This is a genomic window from Allonocardiopsis opalescens (assembly GCF_003002095.1).
GTDB lineage: Bacteria > Actinomycetota > Actinomycetes > Streptosporangiales > Streptosporangiaceae > Allonocardiopsis > Allonocardiopsis opalescens.
This window is the reverse complement of record NZ_PVZC01000001.1, coordinates 879880-898248: the sequence shown is the minus strand read 5'-3', so window position 1 is coordinate 898248 and position 18369 is coordinate 879880. Positions and strand designations below refer to the sequence as shown.

Annotated in this window: 14 protein-coding genes; 4 read left to right on the top strand and 10 right to left on the bottom strand. The window is 75.1% G+C overall.

The features are described 5' to 3' along the window. The 3 genes from CLV72_RS03570 to mnmA form a co-directional block, all read right to left on the bottom strand. The gene (locus tag CLV72_RS03570) at positions 1 to 1044 is read right to left on the bottom strand and encodes a methionine synthase (protein WP_106239105.1); all 1044 of its coding nucleotides are present in this window, start codon (positions 1042 to 1044) and stop codon (positions 1 to 3) included. A gap of 55 nt (positions 1045 to 1099) precedes the next feature. Continuing rightward, on the bottom strand, positions 1100 to 1618 hold the full coding sequence (locus CLV72_RS03565; RefSeq protein WP_106239102.1) for a DedA family protein: 519 nt from the start codon (positions 1616 to 1618) through the stop codon (positions 1100 to 1102). Between the two features lie 151 nt (positions 1619 to 1769). Continuing rightward, positions 1770 to 2915: a tRNA 2-thiouridine(34) synthase MnmA gene (gene mnmA, locus CLV72_RS03560; RefSeq protein WP_281262389.1), complete on the bottom strand. Its 1146-nt coding sequence runs from the start codon at positions 2913 to 2915 to the stop codon at positions 1770 to 1772. A gap of 173 nt (positions 2916 to 3088) precedes the next feature. Between mnmA and CLV72_RS33545 the strand changes: the two genes are divergently transcribed. Next, a complete protein-coding gene (locus CLV72_RS33545; protein ID WP_106239098.1) occupies positions 3089 to 4141 on the top strand; it encodes a DUF695 domain-containing protein in 1053 nt (350 codons plus the stop codon). 12 nt (positions 4142 to 4153) lie between these two features. On the opposite strand, the gene CLV72_RS03550 is transcribed toward CLV72_RS33545, so the two are convergent. Then, on the bottom strand, positions 4154 to 5335 hold the full coding sequence (locus tag CLV72_RS03550; RefSeq protein WP_106239094.1) for a cysteine desulfurase family protein: 1182 nt from the start codon (positions 5333 to 5335) through the stop codon (positions 4154 to 4156). Between the two features lie 140 nt (positions 5336 to 5475). On the opposite strand from CLV72_RS03550, the gene CLV72_RS03545 reads away from it, so the two are divergent. Continuing rightward, the gene (locus CLV72_RS03545) at positions 5476 to 6051 is read left to right on the top strand and encodes an RNA polymerase sigma factor (protein WP_245929839.1); all 576 of its coding nucleotides are present in this window, start codon (positions 5476 to 5478) and stop codon (positions 6049 to 6051) included. Between the two features lie 13 nt (positions 6052 to 6064). Next, the gene (locus tag CLV72_RS03540; RefSeq protein WP_106239087.1) at positions 6065 to 7015 is read left to right on the top strand and encodes a hypothetical protein; all 951 of its coding nucleotides are present in this window, start codon (positions 6065 to 6067) and stop codon (positions 7013 to 7015) included. Between the two features lie 73 nt (positions 7016 to 7088). On the opposite strand, the gene CLV72_RS03535 is transcribed toward CLV72_RS03540, so the two are convergent. The 6 genes from CLV72_RS03535 to glgP all read right to left on the bottom strand — a co-directional run bounded on the left by CLV72_RS03535 (position 7089) and on the right by glgP (position 15814). After that, positions 7089 to 8036, bottom strand: coding sequence for an electron transfer flavoprotein subunit alpha/FixB family protein (locus CLV72_RS03535; RefSeq protein ID WP_106239084.1), 948 nt, complete (start codon positions 8034 to 8036; stop codon positions 7089 to 7091). A 17-nt stretch (positions 8037 to 8053) separates the two neighbouring features. Then, the gene (locus tag CLV72_RS03530; protein WP_106241229.1) at positions 8054 to 8833 is read right to left on the bottom strand and encodes an electron transfer flavoprotein subunit beta/FixA family protein; all 780 of its coding nucleotides are present in this window, start codon (positions 8831 to 8833) and stop codon (positions 8054 to 8056) included. A gap of 256 nt (positions 8834 to 9089) precedes the next feature. Then, positions 9090 to 11432 carry a serine/threonine-protein kinase gene (locus tag CLV72_RS03525; RefSeq protein WP_106239081.1) on the bottom strand — a complete coding sequence of 781 codons (2343 nt, stop codon included), beginning with the start codon at positions 11430 to 11432 and terminating at the stop codon, positions 9090 to 9092. A 251-nt stretch (positions 11433 to 11683) separates the two neighbouring features. Continuing rightward, on the bottom strand, positions 11684 to 12241 hold the full coding sequence (locus CLV72_RS03520) for a YbaK/EbsC family protein (protein ID WP_106239077.1): 558 nt from the start codon (positions 12239 to 12241) through the stop codon (positions 11684 to 11686). A 77-nt stretch (positions 12242 to 12318) separates the two neighbouring features. Continuing rightward, positions 12319 to 13098, bottom strand: coding sequence for an enoyl-CoA hydratase/isomerase family protein (locus CLV72_RS03515; RefSeq protein WP_106239073.1), 780 nt, complete (start codon positions 13096 to 13098; stop codon positions 12319 to 12321). A 121-nt stretch (positions 13099 to 13219) separates the two neighbouring features. After that, positions 13220 to 15814, bottom strand: a complete 2595-nt coding sequence (glgP, locus tag CLV72_RS03510) for an alpha-glucan family phosphorylase (protein ID WP_106239069.1) — start codon at positions 15812 to 15814, stop codon at positions 13220 to 13222. 505 nt (positions 15815 to 16319) lie between these two features. On the opposite strand from glgP, the gene CLV72_RS03505 reads away from it, so the two are divergent. Beyond that, positions 16320 to 18284, top strand: coding sequence for an alpha-1,4-glucan--maltose-1-phosphate maltosyltransferase (locus tag CLV72_RS03505; protein WP_106239066.1), 1965 nt, complete (start codon positions 16320 to 16322; stop codon positions 18282 to 18284). The last annotated feature ends 85 nt before the right edge of the window (positions 18285 to 18369 follow it).

Here is an 18369-nt window from a genome sequence, read left to right as displayed (position 1 = left end):
CTACTCCGGGGCGTCGCGCAGCGCGCGCGCCCCCCGCACGCAGGCGGCGAGCACGGCGCGGGCGCGGCCGGGCGACGCCCCGGCCAGCCCGCAGGCCGGGGTGACCGCCACGGCCCGGGCGAGCTGGTCGGGCGCGAAGCCGAGCCGGCGCCACAACTCCCGGATGACTGAGACGTTAGCCGCCGGGTCTGACAAATCCGCGGTGCGCACGCGAGTGTCGCCACCGTCCGTACCAGGGAAGACGCCGAGGAGGAAGCCGGTGCCGGCCTCCACGGCGGCGCCGATGGCGTCGTAGTCGGCGCGCCGCACCAGCGACAGGTCCAGGGAGAGGGCGTCGGCGCCGGCCCCGCGCAGCAGCCCGATGGGGGCGCCGGGCGCGCAGCAGTGCACGGCGGGCGCGGCGCCGGCCGCGCGGACGGCGTCGAGCAGGGTGCGCAGCGCGTCCTCGGCATCGGGCTCCGGCACGGCGCGCAGCCGGCCGAAGCCGCTGGCCGTGGGGACCGTGCCGGCCAGTACGCCGGGCAGCGCGGGTTCGTCGACCTGGACCAGAAGCCGGGCGCCGGGCACCCGGCGGCGGACCCGCTCGATGTGGGCGGCCACGCCCTCGGCCAGTGAGGCGGCGAGGTCGCGCACGGCGCCGCCGTCGGCGAGCAGGCGGTCGCCGGAGCGCCCCTCGACGGTGGCGGCCAGCGTCCACACGCCCGCGACCTGGATCTTCATCGGGCCGGTGTAGGTGCCGGCGTGCTCTTCGAGGGCGTCGAGGTCGCGGCCGAGGTGGGAGGCGGCGCGGGCGAGGTCGCGGCCGGGGCGGTCGGCGACCCGCCAGCCCGACGGGCGCACCTCGACCGGGATCTCCACCAGCATGCCCGCGGTGCGCCCGACCATGTCGGCGCCGACGCCGCGGGCGGGCAGTTCGGGGAGGTGCGGCAGCTCGGGCAGCTCGCCGAAGACGATCCGGACCGCCTCGGCGGGGTCCTCGCCCGGCAGGGAGCCCACACCGGTCGCGGCGGCCGGGCCCCAGGGGTATTCGCGCTGCTCGCTCACGAGGCCACAGCTTAGAGCGTGCGCGGGTGCGGCGGCGTGCCGCGGGGCGGGGCGCTCAGCGCGCGGGCGGTACCGGCTCGCGCTCGGGTTCGGCGCGGGCGCGGCGGCGCCGGGCGATGCGCCACCACACCGCGGCGGCGACGGCCGCGGCCGCGGCGGCCGCCACGGCGGCGGCGCCCGCGGGCGAGCCGGCGAGCAGCCGCAGCCAGGCCCACAGCGCGGCCATGCCCACGGTGCTGTAGATGCCGGCCCAGATCAGGCAGCCGGGGACCAGGGCGAGCAGGTAGCGACCGAAGGGCATCCGCATCGCGCCCGCGGTGGCGTTCACCGCGGTCTGGATGCCGACGGTCATGAAGGAGAGGGTGACCGCGGGCGGGCCGAAGCGGCCGATGATCCGCTCGGCGCGGCCCAGCCTGCCCCCCTCGATCCGGCCGCCCAGGCGCGAGCGGTGCAGCCCCGCCGCCGCGGCGCGGCCGATCCAGTAGGTGGCCTGCGCGCGGGCGAAGACGATTCCGAACAGCGACAGGTAGACCACCCAGAACGGCAGCCCGGCGAGGAAGGGGTACTCGTCCATCACGCCCGCCCCGCACGGCGGGCGGCGGTGCCGGGGCCGCGGCCGCCCGCGGTCCCGCACGGCCGGTCCGGCCCACCTGGCAGCATGCCAATGATGATATGCCTTACCTAACTTCCGCCGACACCGGCATTCGGGACGAAAAGGGCGAAGCTCACATCGCGGGCGAGGAGGCCGGTTCGGCCCGCGCGCTCCGGGTGGCGCTGATGGTGCCCGAGCCGAGCACGGCGGTGCCGGTCGCCTCGTCGTAGAGCACGGCCGCCTGCCCGGCGGCCACCCCCCGCGCGGGCGCGTCGAGCCGGATGCGCAGCAGCCCGCCGTCGAGCCGGGCGGTGCAGGGGTGCACCTCGCCGTGGGCGCGCAGCTGCACCTGGCACCGGACCGGCTCCGACGGCGCCGGGCCGCCCGACCACACCGGCCGCTCCGCGGTGATCTCGTCGACGTCCAGCGCCTCGGCCGGGCCGACCCGCACGGTGTTGCTGACCGGCTCGATGGACAGCACGTAGCGGCGGTCGACGGTGCCGCCGCCGAGGTTCAGGCCGCGCCGCTGCCCCACCGTGTAGGCGTAGGCGCCGTCGTGGCGCCCGACGACCTCGCCGGAGGCGTCGACCACCGGGCCGGGGGCCGAGCCGAGGCGGCGGCCGAGGAAGCCGGCGGTGTCGCCGTCGGCGATGAAGCAGACGTCGTGGCTGTCGGGCTTGTCGGCCACGGCCAGGCCGCGCCGCGCCGCCTCGCGCCTGACCTCGTCCTTGGTGACGTCGCCGAGCGGGAACATCGCCCGCGCCAGCTGGTCGGGGCGCAGCACCGCGAGCACGTAGGACTGGTCCTTGGCGGTGTCGACGCTGCGGTGCAGCACGCCGCCGAGCAGCCGGGCGTGGTGGCCGGTGCAGACGGCGTCGAAGCCGAGCGCGACCGCGCGGTCAAGTACCGCCGCGAACTTGATCTTCTCATTGCAGCGCAGGCACGGGTTGGGGGTGCGCCCGGCGGCGTACTCGCTGACGAAGTCGCGCACCACGTCGCGGTCGAACTCCTCGGCCATGTCCCAGACGTAGAACGGGATGCCGATGGCGTCGGCGGCGCGGCGGGCGTCGCGGGAGTCCTCGACGGTGCAGCAGCCGCGCGCGCCGGTGCGGTACGAGGAGGGGTTCTTGGACAGCGCCAGGTGCACGCCGACCACGTCGTGCCCGGCCTCGGCGGCGCGGGCCGCGGCCACGGCGGAGTCGACGCCGCCGGACATGGCGGCGAGTACGCGCAGCGGCCGCGCGGGCGGCGGGGTGGGGGTCACCGGTGAGTTCGACATAGCATCTCCCAGGGTATGTCGTGCCCGCTCCGCCGCCGACGCCGTTTTCGGGTTTCACCGGTCGCCCGCTGCCACCGTTTCACCCGGCCGGCTCCGCCGGGGGCGCCGACGCCGTACCCTGGCCGGATCGGCCAGGGACTGGACGAGGATCCGGACAGGAAGGTCATCCGATCATGGGTCTGTTCCGTCGGCGGAAGCCGGCGCCCGACGCCTCCGCGGCGATCGCCGAGTTCTGGGCCTGGTGGTCCGCCCGCCACGCCGACGTCTCCCGCGCGCTGGCCGACCGGGAGCCCGACGCCGCGCCCGCGCACGGCTTCGCCGGTCCGCTGGCCGACGAGCTCACCGAGCGCGTGCACCGCATCCACCCCGGGCTGGCCTGGGAGGTCGATCCCGCAGACGGCGGCGAGGGCCACCGCCTGGTGCTCAGCCCCGGCGGCGACGACGCGCTGCGCGCCGCCACCGAGCGCTGGCGGCGCTCCGCCCCCGCCACCGAGGGCTGGACCTTCCACGCCTCCCGGCCGCCCGCTCCCGAGCGGCTGGCCGGCGCCCTGGACTGGGACGGCCACGAACTCGACCTGAGCCACACCCGGGTGGCGGTCCGGGTGAACGGCGACCGCATCGACGGCTCCGTCTACCACCCCGACTTCGCCTTCCTGCCCGAGGAGGTCCGCGACGCCATCGCGGCGCACGTCATGGCGCTGGCACTGGGCGAGGACACCGCGGCGCGCTGGCTGGGCGCGGTGCGCGGCGCGGAGGCGCCGCCGGTGGACCCGGTGCCCGCCGCGAGCCTGCCGTCGGTCGTCGAGCAGCTGGCCGGGATGCTCGGCGGGCCGTGGCGCAGCGGCCAGGGCCGCACCCCGCTGGGAAAGTCGGTGCTGGTGGCGCTGCGCTTCCCGCTGCGCCGCCGCGACTTCCCCGTTCACGACCTGCACGTCACCGTGCAGGTGCCCTACGCGGAGTCGGGCCGCGACGGCCTGCCCGCGGGCGGCTCGGCCGCCGCCCTGGAGGCATTCCGGGCCGCGCTGGAGGCGGAGGCGGGCGAGGACGGCGCGCTGGTGTTCTACCAGACCGGCAACGGCAGCCAGGTGCTCCGGCTGTACTGCGACCCCGCGTCCGACGTGGTGGAGCGACTGGAGAAGCTCGCCTCGCAGTGGAGCGAGGGCCGCGCCAAGGTGGCGGGCTTCCTGGACCCGGAGTGGCGCGCGCTCGCCCCGTACGTGAAGTGACCCCCGGACGGCTCAGGTGCGCGCGGCCGCGGCGCGGCGCGCCCTGGCCACGGCCGGCCCGATCGCCGCGGCCAGCTCCGCCACCTCGGCCTCGGTGGAGCCGTGGCCGAGGCTGAACCGCAGCGAGCCGCGCGCGGTGTCGGGGTCGGCGCCCATGGCCAGCAGCACGTGGCTGGCCTGGGTGACCCCGGCCGAGCAGGCGGAGCCGGTGGAGCAGGCGATGCCCTGGGCGTCCAGCAGCATCAGCAGCGCGTCTCCCTCGCAGCCCGGGAACGACAGGTGCACATTGCCGGGCAGGCGGTGGGCGTCGCCCGGCTCGGGGTCGCCGTTGAGCTCGGCGTCGGGCACGGCCGCGCGCACCCCGTCCAGCAGCGCGGCGCTCAGCGCGCGCAGCCGCCGGGCCTGTTCGGCCCGCTCGGCCACCGCGAGCCGTACCGCGGCGGCGAAGCCGGCCAGCAGCGCGGTGGGCAGGGTGCCCGAGCGCACGTCGCGCTCCTGCCCGCCGCCGTGCAGCACCGGCACGGGGTCGATCCCGCGGTCCAGCAGCAGCGCGCCGATGCCGACGGGGCCGCCGAGCTTGTGCGCGGTGAGGCTGAGCGCGGCGGCGCCGCTGGCGGCGAAGTCGACCGGCAGCCGGCCGACGGCCTGCACGGCGTCGGTGTGGAAGGGCACTCCGTGCCGGCGGGCGACGGCGGCCAGCTCGTGGACGGGCTGGACGGTGCCGATCTCGTTGTTGGCCCACATCACCGACACGACGGCGACCTCGCCGGGGGCGCGCTCGATCGCGGCGGCCAGCACCTCGGGTGAGGTCCGGCCGAGCCGGTCGACGGGCAGCTCCTCCACGACGGCGCCCTCGTGCTCGGCCAGCCAGTGCGCGGCGTCCAGCACGGCGTGGTGCTCGGCCGCGCCGACCAGGACGCGGCGCCGCGCGGGCTCGGCGGCCCGGCGCGACCAGTACAGCCCCTTGACCGCGAGGTTGTCGGCCTCGGTGCCGCCGCTGGTGAACACGACGTCGCCGGGCCGGGCGCCGACGGCCTCGGCGACGGCCTCGCGGGCCTCCTCCACCACGCGCCGGGCGGCCCGCCCGGCGGCGTGCAGGGAGGACGGGTTGCCGAGCCGGTTCAGCTCGGCCGTCATCGCGGCGACCGCCTCGGCCCGCATCGGGGTGGTGGCGGCGTGGTCCAGGTAAGCCATGATGCGCCCAGGATATGTCGGCGGATCGGGGTGAAACGCGGCCGCCCCGCCGGACATGTACGGGGCACAGGCCGCCCTCCTCGACGCCCGCCACGCGCCCCGGGGCGCGGCCCTCCCTCCGACCGACCGAAGGAGAAGCCTTGGCCCGCGCCGCCCCCTCGCCGCGAAGCGACCCGGCCGCCCGCTTCGACGCCCTGTACACCGCGTGCTACCGGGACATCCTCGGCTACGCGCTGCGCCGCACCTCTCAGCCGCAGGAGGCGGCCGACGTCGTCGCCGACACCTTCCTGACCGCCTGGCACCGCATCGGCGACGTCCCGCCCGGGGACCAGGCGCGGCCGTGGCTGTTCGGCGTCGCCCGCCGGGTGCTGGCCAACCACCGCCGCGGCGCGCGGCGCCACGGCGACCTGGCCGCCCGGCTCGGCGCCGAACTGGCGCGGCACCCCGTCGTCGAGGCCGATGCCGCGACCGGGGAGCTGGCCGAGATCGGCCGGGTCTTCCGCTCGCTGCACGACGGCGACCAGGAGCTGCTGCGGCTGGTCGCCTGGGAGGGACTGGACTCCGCCGGCCTCGCCGTCGCGCTCGGCTGCTCGGCCAACGCCGCCCGGATCCGGCTGCACCGCGCCCGGCGCCGCTTCGCCAAGGCGCTGCGCGCGGCGGGCGTGGCGGCCGACGGCCTGCCCGCCGCTCGCACCGCCTCGTCCGTGACCACCTGAGGAGGCAACCGCCATGACGTCCCGAGACGACCAGGACCGCCTGGTCGCCCTGCTCGCCCCGTACCGCACCCACACCGCCATCGCCGCCGCCGACCCCGAAGGGGACGTGGCCCAGGAGCTGCGCACCATGATCATCGACACCCCGCGTCCCGGGACCGCGCCCGACGTGCCCCAGCGGCGGCCCTCACCGTGGCGGCGGCGGCTGCTGATCGCCGTGCCCGCCGCGGCCGCGCTGACCGCCGGCGCGTTCGGCGCGACCATGCTGCTGCCCCCGGCCGATCCCGGAACGGCGCCGATCCCGGTGCCGGTCGGCCCGGCCCCCGCGCAGGCGCTGGAGATCACCGAGGACGGCGACTACGTCGAGGTGCGGGTGGTCGACCCGCTGGCCGACACCGAGCGCTTCACCGAGGAACTGGCCGCGGCCGGCTACGACATCGAGCTGAGCCTGGCCCCGGTCGAGCCGTCGAGCGTCGGCACCATCGTCTTCATGGAGACGGGCGACGTCGGCGGCGGCCGGAGCATCGAGATCATCGAGGCGCCGGGCGAGTGCGGCTCCGAGTACGGCGGCGGTATCGGCCCGTGCGACGTCGGCCTGCGCATCCCCGAGGAGTTCGACAGCTACGCGCACGTCGTCTTCGGCCGCGCCGCCACCGCCGAGGAGGGCGGCGAGGGCGCCCCCGAGGGCGCCGAGGGCTTCGAGAGCGACGCGAACCCCGGCGACGCGCCCATCGTCACCCCCGAGCAGCGGGAGGTGCTGAACAGCCTGTACGGCATGACGCTGGGCGAGGCGCGGGAGACCGTCGAGTCGCACGGCTGGACCTATGAGCTGCGCGGGATGTTCGACGCGGAGAACGAGGCGATCGAGGCCGGCGAGGTCACCGACGACTGGTACGTCAACGACGTGGCCACGCTCGCGGGCGGCGTCGTGCTGCTGTGGGTGAACGAGGAGGACCAGCACGGCTGAGCGCCGGGCCGGCCGCAGGAACGGCGAGGGGCCGCTCCCGTCCGGGAGCGGCCCCTCGGCACGCGCGTCCGCGCTACTTGCGCTTCTCGATCTCCTCGGTGAGCTGGGGCACCACCTGGAAGAGGTCGCCGACGACCCCGTAGTCGACCAGGTCGAAGATGGGCGCCTCGGCGTCCTTGTTCACCGCGACGATCGTCTTCGAGGTCTGCATGCCGGCCCGGTGCTGGATGGCGCCGGAGATGCCCACCGCCACGTACAGCTGCGGGGCGACCGTCTTGCCGGTCTGGCCGACCTGGAAGGCGTGCGGGTACCAGCCGGCGTCGGTGGCGGCCCGCGAGGCGCCCACGGCGGCGCCCAGGGAGTCGGCCAGCCGCTCGATGACAGCGAAGTTCTCGGCGTTGCCCACGCCGCGCCCGCCGGAGACCACGATGCCCGCCTCGGTCAGCTCCGGCCGCTCGCCCTTCTCCTGGACGACCCGCTCCAGCACCCGGGCGCCCTTGGCGGCCTCGGACAGCTCGACGGCGACCTGCTCCACCTCGGCCGCGGCCGGGGACGGCTGCACCGCCACCGAGTTGGGCCGCACCGCGATGACCGGCGTGCCCGAGGCCACCTTGGAGCGGCTGCGCATCGCGCCGCCGAAGATGGAGTGCTCGGCGACCAGGTCGGCGTCGACGGCGACGACGTCGGTGAGCACACCGGAGCCGAGCCTGACCGCCAGCCGGCCGGCCACCTCCTTGTTCTCGGGGGTGGCGCTGACCAGCACCGCGGCGGGCGCCTTGTCGGCCACCAGCCGGGCCAGCAGCTCGGCGCGCGGCGCGGTGACGTACTCGTTCAGCGCGGCGTCGGCCGCGTACACCTTCGCGGCGCCGTGCTCGGCCAGCACCGGCCGCCCGGCGTCGAGGCCCTCGCCGATCCAGACCGCCGAGGGCTCGCCGAGCGAGCGCGCCAGGGTCAGCAGCTCCAGGCCGGCCTTCTTGACCTCGCCGTCGATGTGGTCGACGAGGACCAGGATCTCGCCCATACCGATTCCCTCCCGTCCTAGACGAACTTCTTCGCGGCGAGGAACTCGGCGAGCTTCGCTCCGCCGTCGCCCTCGTCCTTGACCACGGTGCCGGCCTCGCGGGGCGGGGCGTCGGCGAAGTCCACCACCTGGGTGGTGGCGCCGGCCAGCCCGACCAGCGCGGGGTCGATCCCGGCATCGGCCAGGGAGAGCTTCTCCACCGGCTTCTTCTTGGCCGCCATGATCCCCTTGAAGGAGGGGTAGCGCGGCTCGTTGATCTTCTCCACCACCGAGAGCACGGCGGGCAGCGAGCCCTCGACCCGGTCGTAGCCGTAGTCGGTGATGCGCTGGATCCGCACGGTGGAGCCGTCGATCTCGACCTTGCTCGCCAGCGAGAGCTGCGGGACGCCCAGCCGCTCGGCCAGCGCCGCCGCGAGCACGCCGGTGCGCGCGTCGGTGGACTCCGAGCCCAGCACGGCCAGGTCGAAGCCGATCTTCTTGAGCACCTGCGCGAGCGCGTAGGACGTCTGCACGGCGTCGGAGCCGTGCAGGGCGTCGTCGACCAGGTGCACAGCCTTGTCCGCGCCCATGGACAGCGCCTTGCGGATGGAGTCCGACGCCTGGTCGGGGCCCATGGTCAGGATGGTGACCTCGCCGCCGTGCGCCTCCTTCAGCCGCAGGCCCTCCTCGATGGCGTATTCGTCCAGCTCGTTGATGACGCCGTCGGCGGAGGCGCGGTCCAAGGTGCTGTCAGCCGCACTCAGCTTCCGCTCCGTCGCCGTGTCCGGCACCTGCTTGACCAGTACGACAATGTTCATGCTGTTCACGGCCGGTCGGCCGACCTCCCTGCACTCTGCCGCTGTGCGCGCCACCGGCGCGGGACGGGTACGTCCATGGTCCACCAGCTTGCCAGCCGGTCCGTCCGGACGGGCACCGCGCCGCACGCGGCAGCTCCCGGGCGGCCCGGCGGCTCGCCACACCCCTGATGTTACTCACGGGTAGCCGCGGTCGGTCCACCCGGCCCCCTGTGATGCCGGTCCCGGCCGGTCGGCGCGCCGCCCGGCACCGGGACGGCTAGTTGCCGCCGAGGAAGGGGACCCACTGCTCGACCTGGTCCTGGATCGGACCGAGCAGCGGGTCGAGCAGGCCGCCGCCGTCGCCGCCCTGGCCGTCCCCGGCCGGGGGCTGCTCCTCCTCGGCCGGCGGCTCCTCCTCGCGCTGCTCCTCGGCGGGGCGCTGGGGGTCGGGCTCCTCCTCGCCGCCGGCGAACATGGCGCTCGGCGCCGTCATCGGGCTCCACACCGGCGCCTGGTCGATGCCGAAGGTGATCAGGAAGACCGCCAGCAGGCCGACCACCGCGCCGGTGATCCAGCGCGAGGTGCTCTTCGGGGTGACCCGGGTGAGCAGGTTCGACACCGAGCTGCGCACCGGGCGGGCGCCCGGTTCCAGGAAGAGGCCGATCACCACGAAGGTCAGGATGAAGCCGCCGAGCCGGTCGGGGTTGGTCTCGTTGAAGATGAAGACGCCGCCGATCCAGGTGACCAGCAAGAAGACCAGGAACAGCACGAAGGCCGTGATCAGGGTGCGCGCCACCGCCACCAGCAGCGCCCACGGCAGGGTGAGGATGCGGGTGAGCCGGTCGGACCCCGAGCTCGACGGCGGCGGGTACCCGCCGTACCGGCGCTGGTAGGCGGCGGCCTGGATCTCGCCCTTGGGGTTGTGCAGAGCGCGCGAGACGACCGAGACGCCCAGCGCGATCAGGAAGCCCACGGCGGGCAGCATCAGGGTCAGGCCGACCAGCATGGCCAGCAGCCAGCCCGCCAGCACCGGCCGGCCGACGCGGTCCTTGAGCACCGGGATCCGGCTGAGCAGCCCCGAGGAGGTCTCGGAGTCGTCGCCCTCGTCATCGCCGCCGTGGGTGCCGTAGTCGCCCACGCTGGTCTGGTCGGGCGCCGGCGCGATGGAGGTGGTCTCGCCCGAGTAGGACGAGGACGGGCGCGAGGACCGCTCCTGGCCCACCGGGGTCAGGATGTCGGCGTAGTCCTCGGGGTTGATCGTGTAGGTCTGGTACGGCGAGCCGCCCGAGGTGGGGAAGCCGCGCTGCGGGCCGGAGCCCTGGTCGGCGGGGCCGGGGTCGTCGGAGGGCTGCATCGCGGTGGTGGTGGACTCCGGGCCGCCCAGCTCGCCGCGGTGCGGCGGGATCACGGCGGTGCCCGACGGCGGCAGCGCGACGGTGGCGTCCGGGCCCGCCTGCGGGCGGACCGCCAGGGTGGGCTCGTCGGGCGCCTCGGCGGCCGGCTCCGACCGGGCCGGGGCCGGCGGCGCGGCGCCGGGCCAGCGCGGTTCGGCGGCCGAGGCGCTCGGACCGGACGGCGCGGCCGCGCCGGGCCACATCGGTTCGGCCGCCTTGGCCGCGCCGGCGGCCGCGGCCGTCCCGGCCGCACCCGCCGCGGCCATCCCGGCCGCACCCGCGGCGGCGATCCCGGCCGCTCCGGCCACGCCCGCGGCGGCTCCGGCGGCACCCGCCGTCGGGAAGTCCGCGCCGGTGGGGAAGCGTGCCGAGCCGTGCGCGGCGGCGGGGGCGCTGCGCGCGCCTCCGCCCAGGGCGGCCAGCTCCCGGAGCAGGTCGCCGGTGGTGGGCCGGGCCGCGGGGTCGCGGCTCAGCGACGCCCGCACGATCGGCTCCAGGTTCGACGGCACCCCGAACAGGTTGAACTTGCTGGTCAGGATGCGGTTGAAGATCGTTTCGAAGCGGCCGACGCCGAAGGGGGACTCGCCCTGCGCGGCGTAGGCGACGGTGGCGGCCCAGGCGTGGATGTCGCCCGCCTGGCCGACCTCGTCGGTGCCCTCGATGACCTCAGGGGCGAGGTAGCCGGGCGTGCCGACGAAGGTACCGGTCTGGGTGAGGCGGGTGGCGTCGACGATGTGGGCGATGCCGAAGTCGATCAGCACCGCCTCGCCGTCGGACAGGATGACGTTGCCGGGCTTGATGTCGCGGTGCACCACGTCGGCGGAGTGGATGGCGTCCAGCGCGCGGGCCAGGCCGGCGGCGACGCGGACCAGTTCGTCGCCCTTGAGCGGGCCGGTGTCCTGGACGGCGTCCTCGAGGGTGGGCCCGGAGATGAACTGGGTGACGACGTAGGGGAGGTCGCCGTTGACGTCTGCGTCCAGGATCTCGGCGATGTGCCTGCTGTGCACCCGCCGCATGCTCTGGACTTCGCGCTCCAGCCGTCTGCGCGCGCCCTTGTCGCCGGCGACGTGGGCCTTGAGGACCTTGATCGCCACTTCCCGGCCCGAGGCGTCGGTGGCGAGGTGCACCTTGCCCATGCCGCCCTCGCCCAGGCGCCTGCCGATGCGGTAGGGGCCGATGCGGTCGGGCAGCCCGTTGTCGTCGGACCGGCCTGCGCGCGCCATCATGAGAGTCCCGCCACCTTCGTTCCCATCAGCCTTCGTGCCTCGTACCCCACGACCACGTGCGAATTCCGCACTCTACCGGCCGTGGAGACCCGGCCGCCGGACGATGCGTTCCGTCGGCACGGACGACCGGCAGGACCGGCGCCGCACCGCGGATGAGACCCCGCCGGGGCCGCTCCGGTTCCCGTCACAGCCTAACGACACATAAGGGAGCAAGGGAGCCGATCGGACGCCCGGTGACCGGGCGGCCGCGCTCAGCCCGCCGCTTCGGGCGCCGGGCGGGCCAGGCCCTCGACCACCTCGGCGCCGGGCAGCTCGGCCAGCGCGGCGCCGGGCAGGACGAGCTTGGAGGAGCGCAGCCCGCTGCCGACGACCACCTCGGGCTCGGCGGCGGCCGCGGCGTCGACCAGGATCGGCCATCCGGCCGGCAGGCCCACCGGGGTGATGCCGCCGTAGGCCATGCCCGTCTCGGCGACGGCGGCGTCCTGCGGCGCGAAGGACGCCTTGCGGGCGTCCAGGCGCCGGCGCACGGCGCCGTTGACGTCGGCGCGGGTGGTGGCCAGCACGACCACGGCCGCGAGCCGGGTCTCACCGCCACGTCTGGCCGCCACCACCACGCAGTTGGCCGAGGCGGCCGGCGGTACGCCGTAGGCGGCGCAGAACCGCGCCGTGTCGGCCAGCTCCGGGTCGATCGGCGCGACCAGCAGCCGCTCGCGGGGCGTGGCCGACTTCCACGCCGCGACCGCGGCGGCGACGGGCGGCGCCAGCAGGTCGGCGCGCTCGGCGGCCGGATGCGTGTCGAGTCCCCACACGGTCGGGCTCCCTCGCCTTCGGTGCGATGTGTCGTATGCGCCGCCGCGCCGGGCGTCCGTGCCGCGGCGGGCGCGGCTCAGCGGCCGGTGAAGCTCGCCTTGCCGGGGCCGTGCTCCATGAAGGAGCGCATGCCCGCCTTCTGGTCCGCGGTGCCGAACAGTCCGGCGAAGTGCAGCCGCTCGATCTCCAGTCCGGTGGCCAGCTCGGTCTCCAGGCCGCTGTCGACGGCCTGCTTGGCCGCCCGCAGCGCCAGCGCGGGGCCCTCGGCGTAGCGGCGCGCCCAGGCGAGCGCGGCCGGGTACACCTCCTCGGCCGGGACGACCGCGTCGGCCAGGCCGATCCGCAGCGCCTCGGCCGCGTCGACGTGGCGGCCGCTGAAGATCAGGTCCTTGGCGCGGGCCGGGCCGATCAGCCGGGGCAGCCGCTGGGTGCCGCCGGCGCCGGGGATGATGCCGAGCAGGATCTCGGGCTGGCCGAGCCTGGCGTCTTCGGCGACCACCCGGAAGTCGGCGCACAGCGCCAGCTCGCAGCCGCCGCCGAGCGCGTAGCCGGTGACGGCCGCGATGACGGGCTTGGGGATGCGGGCGACGGCGGTGAACGCGTCCTGCAGCCGCCGGGAGTGCGCCGCCATCTCGGCGTAGCCCATGCCGGCCATCTCCTTGATGTCGGCGCCCGCGGCGAAGACCCGCTCGCCGCCGTAGAGGACCGCGGCGCGCACGGAGGCGTCGGCGGAGACCTGCTCGGCGGCGGCGCCGATCTCCTCCTGCACCTGGGCGTTGAGCGCGTTCATCTTGGGCCGGTCCAGCCGGATCGTGGCGACGGCGCCCTCGGTCTCGACACGTACGAACTCGCCCACGGTTCCCTCGCTCCCGCTCGCCAACGGCGGCCGCCGGACCCGGCGGCCGGGTCCAGCGTAGACCGGATCGCCCCGGAGTCCGCGCGGCGGCGGGCCGGACCCGCCGCCGCGCGCCAGGCCGCTAGCGCAGGTTGCCGTTGAGCATGCCCGCGGGCTCCTCGGGGTAGGCCACCAGGCCGAGTTCGGCCGGGCCGCTGAGCAGCTCGTGCCGGGGCACCACCCGCACGGTGTAGCCGAAGGCGCCCGCGCGGTCGAGGGTCATCTCCCCGGCGAAGGTGACGGCGGAGTCGTCGGTGCGCACCGGCTCCAGCGCGACCCTGGCCGGCTTCACCAGGCCGTCGCCCTCGCCGACCCGGCCGAAGACCGCCTCGACGCTGACGTCGTCGGTGCTCAGCCCGCCGAGCCGCACCGAGGCGTGCACCTCGGCCCGCTCGCCGACCTGCGGCGCGTCCACGCCCGCGACCTCGACGTGCTCGATGCGCACGCCGGGCCAGGCGTCGACGACCCGCTGCTTCCAGGCGGCCAGCTCGCGCACCGGCGCGGTGTCGGGGCCGGTGAGGCGGCGGGCGGACTCGGCCGCGGGGCCGTACAGCTCCGAGACGTAGTCGCGCAGCATCCGGGTGGCCAGCACCTTGGGGCCGAGGGAGGCCAGGGTGTGCTTGACCATCTCCAGCCAGCGGCTGGGGAGGTTGCCGCCGTCGCGGTCGTAGAACAGCTCGGCGACCTGCTCGCCGACCAGGTCGTAGAGCGCGGACGCCTCCAGGGCGTCGCGGCGGTCGGGGTCGTCGATGCCGTCGGCGGACGGGATGGCCCAGCCGTTGGAGCCGTCGAACCACTCGTCCCACCAGCCGTCCAGGATGGACAGGTTCAGGCCGCCGTTGAGGGCGACCTTCATCCCGGAGGTGCCGCAGGCCTCCAGCGGGCGCAGCGGGTTGTTCAGCCAGACGTCGGCGCCCTGCACCAGCACCCGGGCCAGCGCCATGTCGTAGTCGGGCAGGAAGACGATGCGGTGCCGCACCTCGGGGTCGTCGCTGAAGCGGACGATCTCCTGGATCAGCCGCTTGCCGCCCTCGTCGGCCGGGTGGGCCTTGCCGGCGATCACCAGCTGGATCGGGCGCTCGGGGTGCAGCAGCATCGCCTTGAGGCGGTCGCGGTCGCGCAGCATCAGGGTGAGCCGCTTGTAGGAGGGCACCCGGCGGGCGAAGCCGATGGTCAGCACGTCGGGGTCGAGGGCGTCGTCGATCCAGCCGAGCTCGGCGTCGGTAGCGCCGCGCTGCTTCCACGAGGCCCGCAGCCGCCTGCGCGCCTCCAGCACCAGGCGCTGGCGCAGGGTGCGGCGCATGTCCCACAGGTCCTTCTCGGAGACCTCACGGACCTGCTCCCAGCCGCGCGACTGCGCCAGCTCGCGGGGGTCGGCGGTGCGCTGGGCCAGCTCCATCGCCTCGTCGGCGACCCAGGTGGCGGCGTGCACGCCGTTGGTGACGGAGGTGATCGGCACCTCGTCGAGGTCGAAGCCCGGCCACAGGCCGTGGAACATCCGCCGGCTCACCGCGCCGTGCAGCAGGCTGACGCCGTTCACCCGCTGGGCCAGCCGCATGCCCATGACGGCCATGTTGAACAGCTCGGGGTCCCCGCCCGGGTAGTCCTCGGTGCCCAGCGCCATGATCCGCTCGACCGGGATGTCGGGGACGGTGCCGTCGCCGGTGAAGTGGCTGAGGACCAGGCCGCGCGGGAAGCGGTCGATGCCGGCGGGCACCGGGGTGTGGGTGGTGAACACGGTGCCGGCCCGCGCCGCCTCCAGCGCCTCCTCGAAGGACAGGCCGCGCTCGGTGACGAACTCCCTGATGCGCTCGAGGCCGAGGAAGCCGGCGTGGCCCTCGTTCATGTGGAAGACCTCGGGCTCGGGGGCGCCGGTGATCCTGCAGTAGGCGCGCACCGCCCGCACGCCGCCGACGCCCAGCAGCAGCTCCTGGCGCAGGCGGTGGTCGGTGGTGCCGCCGTAGAGGCGGTCGGTGACGTCGCGCAGCGCGGGGTCGTTGCCCTCGTGGCCGGCGTCGAGCAGCAGCAGCGGCACCCGGCCGACCTGCGCCTTCCACACGTGGGCGACGAGGGTGCGGTCGCCGGGCAGCCGCAGCTCGACGCGGACGGGGCTGCCGTCGGCCTCGCGCAGCTGGCTCATCGGCGAGCCGCCGGGGTCCATCGTCGGGTAGCGCTCCAGCTGCCAGCCCTCGCGCGACAGGCTCTGCGAGAAGTAGCCGTGGCGGTAGAGCAGGCCGACGCCGATGACCGGCACGCCGAGGTCGCTGGCGGTCTTGAGGTGGTCGCCGGCCAGGATGCCCAGGCCGCCGGAGTACTGCGGCAGCGCGGAGGTGATGCCGTACTCGGCCGAGAAGTAGGCGATGCCGGCCGGGGCGCCCTCCAGGGACTGGTACCACCGGGGCTGCGTCAGGTAGGTGCGCAGCGACTCGGCGGCGTCGCCGAGGCGGCGGAGGAACGCGGCGTCGTCGCGGAGGTCGTTCAGCCGCTCCACGGAGACCTCGCCGAGCAGCCGGACCGGGTCGCCGTCGACGGCTTCCCAGATCCGCTCGTCCACGGCGGCGAACACGGCGCGGGTCTGGGCGTCCCAGACCCAACGGAGGTTGGCGGCCAGCTCTCCCAGCGGGGCGAGCGGCTCGGGGAGGACGGTGCGCACGGTGAACCTGCTGATGGCCTTCACGCACCGCGAGAGTAGTAGGTCCGGGGGCCGCGCGCACACGGAACGCACGCGCCGGGGGCGGGCCCGCGGCGGGCGGCGCGCCGCGGCCGGATCCGGCGGGGCGCGGCGGGTTTGGCGGGGCGGCCGCGCCGTTCGGCGACCTCGGTGGCCCCTCGCGAAGCGGCCGCGGCGGCGGGCGCGTCGCGCCGCCCGGCCGGTACAAGATCCCGGACACGCCCGATACGCACGGTTACCGCCCGAGTGTCACCGAATGGGGTGTCCGCTGCACGCCGGTTCGCCCCGGTGTGGCAATGGCCACACTCCACGTTTTCCCACCGGTTATCGCCACGGTCCCGCATAGCGGTGAGCATGGGGGGAAACACTCGACCAGAACCAGCCGTCGCCCGCGATCCATCGATGCTCCCGCCCTGCGCGCGGCCGCATGTGGCCCTGCCCGCGCCAATGAAGATCATCTTTTCGGATTAGTGCGGCGGCGGACCGACTCCCGGCATTACGGTGGGCCCCGATGATCGGACGCATCCCCATACTCAACGTCCAGCCCGTGGTGGAATTCGGCACCGCCAAGGCTGCGGTAGGCGAGACCTTCCAGGTCAGCGCCACCATATTTCGCGAGGGCCACGACGGCCTGCGCGCGGCCGCGGTGGTCTGGGACCCCGCGGGCCGCCGCGGACCGCTGCGGCCCATGGCCGAGCTCGCCCCCGGCACCGACCGGTACGGGGCCGATGTCAGCCTGCCCGCCGAGGGCAGGTGGACCTTCGGCGTGGAGGCGTGGACGGATCCGGTGGCGAACTGGCTGCACGCCGCCGAGATCAAGATCCCGCTCGGCCAGGACGTCGAGCTGATGCTGGAGGAGGGCGCCCGGCTGTTCGAGCGGGCCGGCCGCCGGGTCCCCCAGCGCCCCGGCCTGATCGCGCTGGCGGCCACGCTGCGTGACGAGGACGTCGAGCCGGTCGACCGGCTCGCCGCGGCCACCGCCGCGAGCGCCCGCGAGCTGCTGGCGGCCAACCCCCTGCGCGAGCTGGTCACCCGCTCGCGGCGCTTCCCGGTCATCGTGCACCGCACCCGCGCGCTGTTCGGCTCGTGGTACGAGTTCTTCCCCCGCTCCGAGGGCGCCCGGCTGGGGCCCGAGCCCAGGTCCGGCACGCTCGCGCAGGCCGCGCACCGGCTCCCGGTCATCGCCGACCAGGGCTTCGACGTCGTCTACCTGCCCCCCGTGCACCCCATCGGCGAGTCCTTCCGCAAGGGCCCCAACAACACGCTGAACCCCGGCCCGGGCGACCCCGGCTCGCCGTGGGCGATCGGCTCCTACGCCGGGGGCCACGACGCGATCCACCCCGACCTGGGCACCATCGAGGACTTCGACGCCTTCGTCGAGCGCGCCGGCGAACTGGGCCTGGAGATCGCCCTGGACCTCGCGCTCCAGGCCTCGCCGGACCATCCGTGGGTCAAGGAGCACGCGGAGTGGTTCACCGTGCGCGCCGACGGCTCGATCGCCTACGCCGAGAACCCGCCGAAGAAGTACCAGGACATCTACCCGATCAACTTCGACAAGGACCCCGAGGGGATCTACGCCGAGGTGCTGCGGGTGGTGCGCTTCTGGATGGACCACGGCGTGCGGATCTTCCGGGTCGACAACCCGCACACCAAGCCCGTCGCCTTCTGGCAGCGGCTGCTCGGCGAGATCCACGAGTCCGACCCCGACGTGCTCTTCCTGGCCGAGGCCTTCACCCGCCCGGCGATGATGCACACCCTCGCCAAGATCGGCTTCCACCAGTCGTACACCTACTTCACCTGGCGCAACAGCAAGGAGGAGATCGAGGAGTACCTGCGGGAGCTGTCGGGCGACGCGGCCGCCTACATGCGGCCCAACTTCTTCGCCAACACCCCCGACATCCTGCACGCCTACCTCCAGCACGGCGGGCGGCCCGCGTTCGAGATCCGCGCGGTGCTGGCGTCGATGCTCTCGCCGACCTGGGGCATCTACTCCGGCTACGAGCTGTGCGAGAACAAGGCCGTGCGGCCGGGCAGCGAGGAGTACCTGGACTCCGAGAAGTACCAGTACCGCCCGCGCGACTGGGCGGCCGCCGAGGCCGAGGGCGCCACCATCTCGCCGCTGATCCGGCGGCTCAACCTGCTGCGGCGGGCGCATCCGGCGCTGCAGCAGCTGCGTAACCTGGTTTTCCACCACGTCGACCAGCCCGACATCATCGCCTTCTCCAAGCGGCTGCCGGGTGAGGGCCCCGGCGACCGCGGCGACGCCGTCCTGGTCGTGGTGAATCTAGACCCACACCATCCTCACGAGGCCACGGTGTGGCTGGACATGCCGGCGCTCGGCCTGGGCCACGACGAGCAGTTCGTCGCCCACGACGAGCTGTCGGGGGCCAGTTATCAGTGGGGGGCGGCCAACTACGTGCGGCTCGACCCCCACGTTCGACCCGCGCACATCTTCACTCTCGTCCCCGCCGGCTGACCGGGCCGCGCGCAACCGCGGCCCCGGCGGGTCACGAGCTATTGAGAGCTTGGTGGAGACCTATCGTGACCACACCTCAGCCTGT

What these genes read in the sequence shown, in the direction of transcription:
- CLV72_RS03565 (WP_106239102.1), bottom strand. Translation starts at nt 1,618, where the DNA reads ATGGACGAGTACCCCTTCCTCGCCGGGCTGCCGTTCTGGGTGGTCTAC.
- mnmA (WP_281262389.1), bottom strand. Translation starts at nt 2,915, where the DNA reads ATGTCGAACTCACCGGTGACCCCCACCCCGCCGCCCGCGCGGCCGCTG.
- CLV72_RS33545 (WP_106239098.1), top strand. Translation starts at nt 3,089, where the DNA reads ATGGGTCTGTTCCGTCGGCGGAAGCCGGCGCCCGACGCCTCCGCGGCG.
- CLV72_RS03550 (WP_106239094.1), bottom strand. Translation starts at nt 5,335, where the DNA reads ATGGCTTACCTGGACCACGCCGCCACCACCCCGATGCGGGCCGAGGCG.
- CLV72_RS03540 (WP_106239087.1), top strand. Translation starts at nt 6,065, where the DNA reads ATGACGTCCCGAGACGACCAGGACCGCCTGGTCGCCCTGCTCGCCCCG.
- CLV72_RS03535 (WP_106239084.1), bottom strand. Translation starts at nt 8,036, where the DNA reads ATGGGCGAGATCCTGGTCCTCGTCGACCACATCGACGGCGAGGTCAAG.
- CLV72_RS03530 (WP_106241229.1), bottom strand. Translation starts at nt 8,833, where the DNA reads ATGAACATTGTCGTACTGGTCAAGCAGGTGCCGGACACGGCGACGGAG.
- CLV72_RS03525 (WP_106239081.1), bottom strand. Translation starts at nt 11,432, where the DNA reads ATGATGGCGCGCGCAGGCCGGTCCGACGACAACGGGCTGCCCGACCGC.
- CLV72_RS03505 (WP_106239066.1), top strand. Translation starts at nt 16,320, where the DNA reads ATGATCGGACGCATCCCCATACTCAACGTCCAGCCCGTGGTGGAATTC.